Origin of the sequence: Caballeronia sp. (genome assembly GCF_049581465.1) — a bacterium.
Lineage (GTDB): Bacteria > Pseudomonadota > Gammaproteobacteria > Burkholderiales > Burkholderiaceae > Caballeronia.
On the sequence record NZ_JBAUSA010000156.1, the window covers coordinates 1 to 7,361 of the forward strand.

At 60.7% G+C, this 7,361-nt stretch carries 5 protein-coding genes; all 5 read left to right on the plus strand.

The genetic code is table 11. From position 1 onward, the window contains the following. The first annotated feature begins 3 nt into the window (after positions 1-3). The 5 genes from adh (at position 4) to WCA53_RS03945 (ending at position 7,212) form a co-directional block, all read left to right on the plus strand. On the plus strand, positions 4-1,524 hold the full coding sequence (adh, locus tag WCA53_RS03925; protein ID WP_423905668.1) for an aldehyde dehydrogenase: 1,521 nt from the start codon (positions 4-6) through the stop codon (positions 1,522-1,524). A gap of 80 nt (positions 1,525-1,604) precedes the next feature. After that, positions 1,605-1,997, plus strand: a complete 393-nt coding sequence (locus WCA53_RS03930) for a DUF779 domain-containing protein (RefSeq protein ID WP_423905661.1) — start codon at positions 1,605-1,607, stop codon at positions 1,995-1,997. A 96-nt stretch (positions 1,998-2,093) separates the two neighbouring features. Continuing rightward, positions 2,094-4,070 carry a sigma-54-dependent Fis family transcriptional regulator gene (locus tag WCA53_RS03935; RefSeq protein WP_423905663.1) on the plus strand — a complete coding sequence of 659 codons (1,977 nt, stop codon included), beginning with the start codon at positions 2,094-2,096 and terminating at the stop codon, positions 4,068-4,070. A 115-nt stretch (positions 4,071-4,185) separates the two neighbouring features. After that, a complete protein-coding gene (locus tag WCA53_RS03940; RefSeq protein ID WP_423905665.1) occupies positions 4,186-5,325 on the plus strand; it encodes a GAF domain-containing protein in 1,140 nt (379 codons plus the stop codon). Positions 5,326-5,409: 84 nt separating this feature from the next. Continuing rightward, on the plus strand, positions 5,410-7,212 hold the full coding sequence (locus WCA53_RS03945; RefSeq protein ID WP_423905666.1) for an NAD(P)/FAD-dependent oxidoreductase: 1,803 nt from the start codon (positions 5,410-5,412) through the stop codon (positions 7,210-7,212). Positions 7,213-7,361: the final 149 nt, after the last annotated feature.

Sequence of the window (7,361 nt, forward strand, 5' to 3'; positions counted from 1 at the left end):
CACATGAATCACGCCGAGATGCAGTTCCTGAACACCGATTTCCCGTACAAAAAGCAGTATGGCAATTTCATCGGGGGCCAATGGGTCAAGCCGGTTGGCGGAGAGTATTTCGACAACATTTCGCCGATCACCGGCGAACCGTTCACCTCCATTCCGCGCTCACGCGAAGCCGATATCGAACTCGCCCTCGATGCCGCCCACAAGGCCAAGGTTGCCTGGGGCAAGACCTCGCCCGCCGAGCGCGCGAACATCCTGAACAAGATCGCCGACCGGATGGAAGCGAACCTGGTGCGCATCGCGGTGGCCGAGACCATTGATAACGGCAAGCCGCTACGCGAAACAATGGCCGCCGATATACCGCTTGCCATCGACCATTTTCGCTACTTCGCAGGTTGCGTGCGTGCGCAGGAAGGCTCGCTTTCGCAGATCGACGAAGACACGGTCGCCTATCACTTTCACGAACCGCTTGGTGTGGTCGGACAGATCATCCCGTGGAATTTCCCGATCCTGATGGCCGTGTGGAAACTCGCGCCTGCGCTCGCGGCCGGCAATTGCGTCGTGCTCAAGCCGGCTGAACAAACGCCCGCTTCGCTGTTGGTGCTGATCGAATTGATCGAAGACCTGCTGCCACCGGGTGTGCTGAACGTGGTGAACGGATTCGGCCTGGAAGCGGGCAAGCCGCTCGCATCGAACAAGCGGATCGCGAAGATTGCGTTCACCGGCGAGACCACGACGGGCCGCCTGATCATGCAGTACGCGAGTCAGAACCTGATACCAGTGACGCTGGAACTGGGCGGCAAGAGCCCGAACATCTTCTTCGCCGACGTGATGAACGCAGACGACAGCTACTTCGACAAGGCGCTGGAAGGCTTCGCCATGTTCGCGCTGAACCAGGGCGAAGTGTGTACCTGTCCGTCGCGCGTGCTGATCGAAGAAAGCATTTACGACCGCTTCATGGAACGCGCACTCAAACGCGTGGCGGCAATCCATCAGGGTCACCCGCTCGATTCGACGACCATGATCGGCGCGCAAGCATCGCAGGAACAGCTTGAAAAGATCCTGTCGTATATCGATCTCGGCAAGCAGGAAGGTGCTGAATTGCTGATCGGCGGCGAACGCAATGCGCTCGGCGGTGAGTTGAAGAACGGCTATTACGTGAAGCCCACAGTCTTCCGCGGTCACAACAAGATGCGCATCTTCCAGGAGGAAATCTTCGGGCCGGTGTTGTCGGTGACGACGTTCAAGAACGAAGCCGAAGCACTTGAGATCGCCAACGACACCCTCTATGGCCTCGGCGCAGGCGTGTGGACGCGCGACGGTACGCGGGCTTATCGATTCGGGCGCGACATCCAGGCTGGGCGCGTGTGGACCAATTGCTATCACGCCTATCCGGCGCACGCGGCGTTCGGCGGCTACAAGCAATCGGGCATTGGCCGGGAAAATCACAAGATGATGCTCGACCACTATCAGCAAACGAAAAACCTGCTGGTGAGTTATAGCCAGAAGCCGCTCGGGTTCTTCTGAACGGATAGAGCGTAAATTAGCACGATGGCGGGCCGCGTCGCGGCTCGCCGCGTTTATTGTTCAGTGGAAACGAAACCCTTATGAACGAGAACCCAGTTTCGCGCGTCGTGGCAACGCCTGCGGCCGTCGCGTTGATCGAAACCCTGAAAGCCGAGCACGGCAGCGTGCTGTTCCATCAGTCGGGCGGCTGTTGCGACGGCAGCGCGCCGATGTGTTTTCCCACCGCCGAATTCATGGTCGGCTCATCGGACGTCAAGCTGGGCGAGATCGCTGGCGTGCCGTTCTACATGAGCGAATCGCAATTCGAATACTGGCAGCACACCCAACTGATTATCGATTGCGTGCCCGGCAACGGCGGCATGTTTTCGCTGGAACGCCCCAGCGGCATGCGTTTTCTCACGCGCTCCCGTCTTTTCGAGGATACCGAAAACGACTGGCTCGCAGGTCATCCGGTGGAACACGCAGTGAGTTGACTGCCGTCGCAGTGGTACATTGTCCCTATCGACCACGCGACGGGCGGAGCGACTGACCGACTCCTCTCGCGCAGGCTGACGGAGGAGACAATGGTAATGAACCCGGTTTCGTTGAGCCGATCCGAAGCGGTTTTGCAGGCGCGCGCCGGCTGTATCGATGAAGTCGAGATCATCAGGCAATCGCATGAGCGGTCGCGCGGCTTCGGCCTCTCGGTCAGCATGCACCCCGACTACGGCGTGCTCGACAAGCCAGACCTGACCCTCAAGCGCGAGATGAACTGCGCGCTCTGCTCGCATGCACTGCCCGTCATGGAAACGCTCTACGGACAGATCGTCAATACCCACAGCATGGTCGCGCTGACGGACGCAGAAGGGCTTATCCTGCATTCGCTCGGCGACGACGATTTCCTCGCCCGCGCGGACCGCGTCGCGCTGCGTGCGGGCGCGTTGTGGAGCGAGGAGCGCCAGGGCACGAACGCAATCGGCACGGCGATCGCCGAGGGCAACGCCACGACCGTACTCGGCGACCAGCACTACCTGCGCGCCAACCAGTTCTTGGCCTGTTCCAGCGTGCCGATCCTCGATCCGTTCGGCGAACTGCTTGGCGTCCTCGACGTTACCGGCGATCGGCGCAGCCATCATCGACACACCATGGCGCTCGCCAAGATGTCCGCGCAGATGATCGAGAACCATTTGTTCACGGGCGCGTTCACGGAAGCAGTGCGTATCCATTTTCACGGACGACCCGAGTTCATCGGCACCTTGATGGAAGGCATCGCGGCGTTCAGGCCGGATGGGCGCTTCCTGTCGGCCAATCGCAGTGCGCAATTCCAGCTTGGCCTGCCGCTTACCGCGTTGCGGGCGCATACCCTGTCGTCCCTATTCAATCTCTCGTGCGGCGAACTGGCTGACCGACTGCGTACGGGTGCGGGCGGTGGCCGCGCCGTGCCCCTGTGCCTGCACAGCGGCGTCACTGTGTTTGCACACGTGGAGATGAGACGCTCGGCCGCCATCGCGATGACCGTCGATGCGGGCGATTCCAGCGTTTCAGGTAATGCCGGGACTCGCCGCCATGCGCCCGATCCTGACATCAAATTCTCCGGCTTGCGCTACCTGATGACGGGCGACCCGCAAGTGGCAGCGCTAGTCGAGCGCGTGCGCAAGGTGATCGGCAAGAACATTGCGCTATTGATCGGTGGAGAGACGGGCACGGGCAAGGACGTGCTGGCGAGCGCGGTGCATCGCGATTCGCCGCGCAGCAAGGGTCCGTTCGTGGCCGTCAATTGCGCGTCGATCCCGGAAACGCTGATCGAAGCCGAGTTGTTCGGCTACGAGGAGGGCGCATTTACGGGGGCGTCCAAGCGTGGCGCGCCCGGCAAGATACTGCAGGCGGATGGCGGCACGCTGTTTCTCGATGAAATTGGCGACATGCCGCTCTCGCTCCAAAGTCGCTTGCTACGGGTACTGCAAGAGCGCTCGGTGATTCCGCTTGGCAGCACGCGATCCGTGCCGGTCGACTTCGCGCTGATCTGCGCGACCAACCGCAACCTGCGCGAACGCGTGGCGCACGGCGAGTTTCGGGAAGATCTGTACTACCGGATCAACGGCTTGCTGGTGACATTGCCGCCGCTGAGACAGCGGACGGACCTTGCTATGACCGTCGAGAAAATTCTGCGGGCCGAGTACGCCGGGCAGAGGCGCGTGGCGGTGTCGCGGGAGGCGCTGGCGGCGTTTGAGCGGCATCCGTGGCCAGGAAACCTTCGGCAGTTGGCGAACGTGCTGAGGACGGCGTGCGCGATGCTGGACGACGGCGAAACCGTCATCGACCTGAGTCACCTGCCGCAAGATTTCTTCGACGAACAATGCGCAGTTGACGGCGAGCCGCTAGCCGCAAGACAAAGCGCACGTCTAGACGACCTGGCGCTATCCGCTGTTTCCGCAGCACTGTCGAAGCATAACGGCAACGTCTCGGCGGCGGCGCGCATGCTGGGCGTTTCGCGCAACACGCTGTACCGGAAGATGGCGCTGCTCGGAACAGGCGCCCGGGTTGCCAATACCGAGCCGATCGGCTGAGACAAAAGTCTCATCGAAATCGATGCTGCGCTGCAGTGTGATCTCCCGGACCACACATGCTAAAAAACGTCCTAAGCGTTTTGCAATTGAGCCGAATCCGTTTCGGAGGCTTTTCATGCCGTATGTTCCGCAAGTGAGACACATCGACCGCGTGCGCAGCGTCATCGAAGGCCGCATGATCGGCTGCGCCGATGCATCCCGGCTGGCGTCGTCGTATCGGCGCTCACTTGAGCAATACCATCTCGATCCGGGCGCGACCGTGGGGCCGCGCATTTTGACGGTGCCCGAACTACGCGATGCCCAGCAGCGGGAAGAGACCGTCCTGCGTGCATCGGGGCAGTGTCTTTCGCGACTCCACGAGACGGTTCGCGAAGCCGATTACTGCGTGATGCTGACGGACGCGCAGGGCGTCACCATTGACTATCGGGTTGATCGTGACCGGCGTCACGATTTCAAGCGTGCGGGTTTGTATGCCGGCTCGTGCTGGTCGGAGCGCGAAGAGGGTACATGCGGCGTCGCGGCGGTGCTGCTCGATTCCGAACCGATCACGGTGCACAAGACGGACCATTTCCGGGCGGCCTTCACGACGCTTACGTGCAGCGCGTCACCCATCTTTGGGCTGGAAGGCGAATTGATCGGTGTGCTGGACGCTTCGGCGATTCGTTCACCTGACGAACGAGAAAGCCAGCGGCTGGTGAATCACATCGTGCGGCAAAGCGCGTTGCTGATTGAAGACAGTTACTTCCTGAACGCGACCACGCATTACTGGGTGTTGCTCGCGCATCGCAACCGGCACTACGTGGAGGCGCAGCCGGAAATCCTGGTTGCGTTCGACGTACGCGGCAACGCGATCGCCGCGAACCGTCGCGCGAAGGAATGCGTGCCTGGGCTGGATCGTCTGCCGCGCCCTGTCGGCGAACTCTTTGATATCCGCGCCGATCGTCTGCTCGATGTACGGCCAGGGCGCGACCTTATGTCCTTGAAATTGCTGGGCACGGGTTCGCCGCTTTACGCGCGTGTCCGGCCGCCGGTTGTCCGTGTGTCGCGCCGGTTGCCCGAGCAGAAAAAGCCGGATGCGCCGCAATCCCAGCCTGCGCTGTCAGACACCGATGCGCTTGAGCGCAGCCGCATTATCGCCGCAATGACCGACGCGAAATGGCATCCGGTCCAAGCTGCCAAAGCGCTGGGCGTCTCACGTGCGACGCTTTACCGGCGCATAGCGAAATTCGACATTGTGCCGCCGCATCGACAATAACGGCCTTCAGTTTTTACTTCAGCGGGCGAAGAACCGCGTTTTTATCTCGACGTTTTACCCATCCTTTCACATGGAGGAGCGACCATGCCTGACCACACCCCGAACCAGACGATTTCGACCGTACTGGAAAATCTCGAAGCTGCATTGAAGCGAGGAGACACCGCCGCGGCCGTCGCGTTGTTTCAACCGGACTGCTACTGGCGCGACCTGGTTGCGTTCACCTGGAACATCAAGACCATGGAAGGCCGCGACCAGATAGCCGCGATGCTTGACGCCCAGTTGCCCGCGATCAAGCCGTTGAAGCTGCGGCTCGACGACAGGGAGCAGCCAACCGAAGCCGATGGCCTGGCGCAGGCCTGGATCACCCTCGAAACCGACGTTGCACTCGGCAACGGTTTCATCCGCGTAAAGGACGGCCTGATCTGGACTCTCCTCACCACGATGGCTGAACTCAAAGGTTACGAAGAGCCGAAAGGCGGCAAGCGTCCGATGGGCGCCGAGCATGGCGCGCGCACCGATCGTACGAGCTGGAAGGAGCGTATTGAAGCGGAAGGCGAGACGCTGGGCCGCACGCAGCAGCCGTATTGCCTGGTCGTGGGTGGCGGGCAGGGCGGCATTGCGCTGGGCGCGCGGCTGCGCCAACTTGGCGTGCCTTCGATCATCGTCGATAAAAATGCGCGGCCCGGCGATGCCTGGCGTAATCGATACAAGTCGCTGTGCCTGCACGATCCGGTCTGGTACGACCACATGCCCTACCTGCCGTTTCCCGATAACTGGCCTGTGTTCTCGCCGAAGGACAAGATCGGCGACTGGCTGGAGATGTACACGAAGGTGATGGAGCTGAATTACTGGGGGTCGACGACATGTACCTCAGCGCGATACGACGATGCGGCTGGCGAATGGATCGTGGAAGTCGATCGCGAAGGTGAAAAGATCACGTTGCGGCCGAAGCAACTCGTGCTTGCGACTGGCATGTCTGGCAAGCCGAATATGCCTGAGTTCAAGGGTATGGATGTGTTCAAGGGCGAGCAGCATCATTCGTCGAAACACCCTGGGCCGGATGCGTACAAGGGCAAGAAGGTGGTCGTGATTGGCGCGAATAATTCGGCGCACGATATCTGCGCGGCGCTTTGGGAAGCCGGCGTCGACGTGACCATGGTGCAGCGATCGTCCACGCATATTGTGAAGTCGGCGTCGCTGATGGACTTGGCGCTTGGCGACCTGTATTCGGAGCGCGCGGTGGCGTCGGGCATGACGACATGGAAGGCCGACATGACGTTTGCGTCCGTCCCGTACAAGATCCTGCACGAGTTCCAGATACCCGTTTACAAGGCGATCAAGGAACGCGATGCGGAGTTCTACGACCGGTTGGAAAAAAGGGGCTTCATGCTTGATTTCGGTGATGACGAGTCCGGTCTCTTCATGAAATATCTGCGCAGGGGGTCGGGTTATTACATCGATGTGGGTGCATCGGATCTTGTGGCCGATGGCAAGATCAAGCTGAAAAGCGGCGTCGATGTGGTGGAACTCAAGGAGCATTCGGTCGTGCTGAGTGACGGGAGTGAACTTGAAGCGGATCTTGTCGTTTATGCGACGGGTTATGGATCGATGAACGGTTGGGCTGCGGACCTGATTTCGCGCGAGGTGGCGGACAAGGTTGGGAAGGTGTGGGGACTGGGTTCGAACACGACCAAGGACCCGGGGCCGTGGGAAGGGGAGCAGCGCAACATGTGGAAGCCTACGCAGCAGCCTGCGCTTTGGTTTCATGGCGGCAACCTGCATCAGTCGCGTCACTATTCGCAGTATTTATCGCTGCAGTTGAAGGCGCGGATGGAAGGGCTCGAGACGCCGGTGTATGGGCTGCAAGAGGTATATCACTCGGATTGATAATGGCGCGGGGCTGCCGGGGGAGGGTGGGGCGGTACTGCTTGCGGCGAGTGTGGGGAGAGCATTGAGTCCATCTGCTAGCGTGGTCGTTCTGCTTAAGTCGGATTTTCTTGCTTATTTCTGTTAGCCCCTGTTCGGGGCGGAACTTC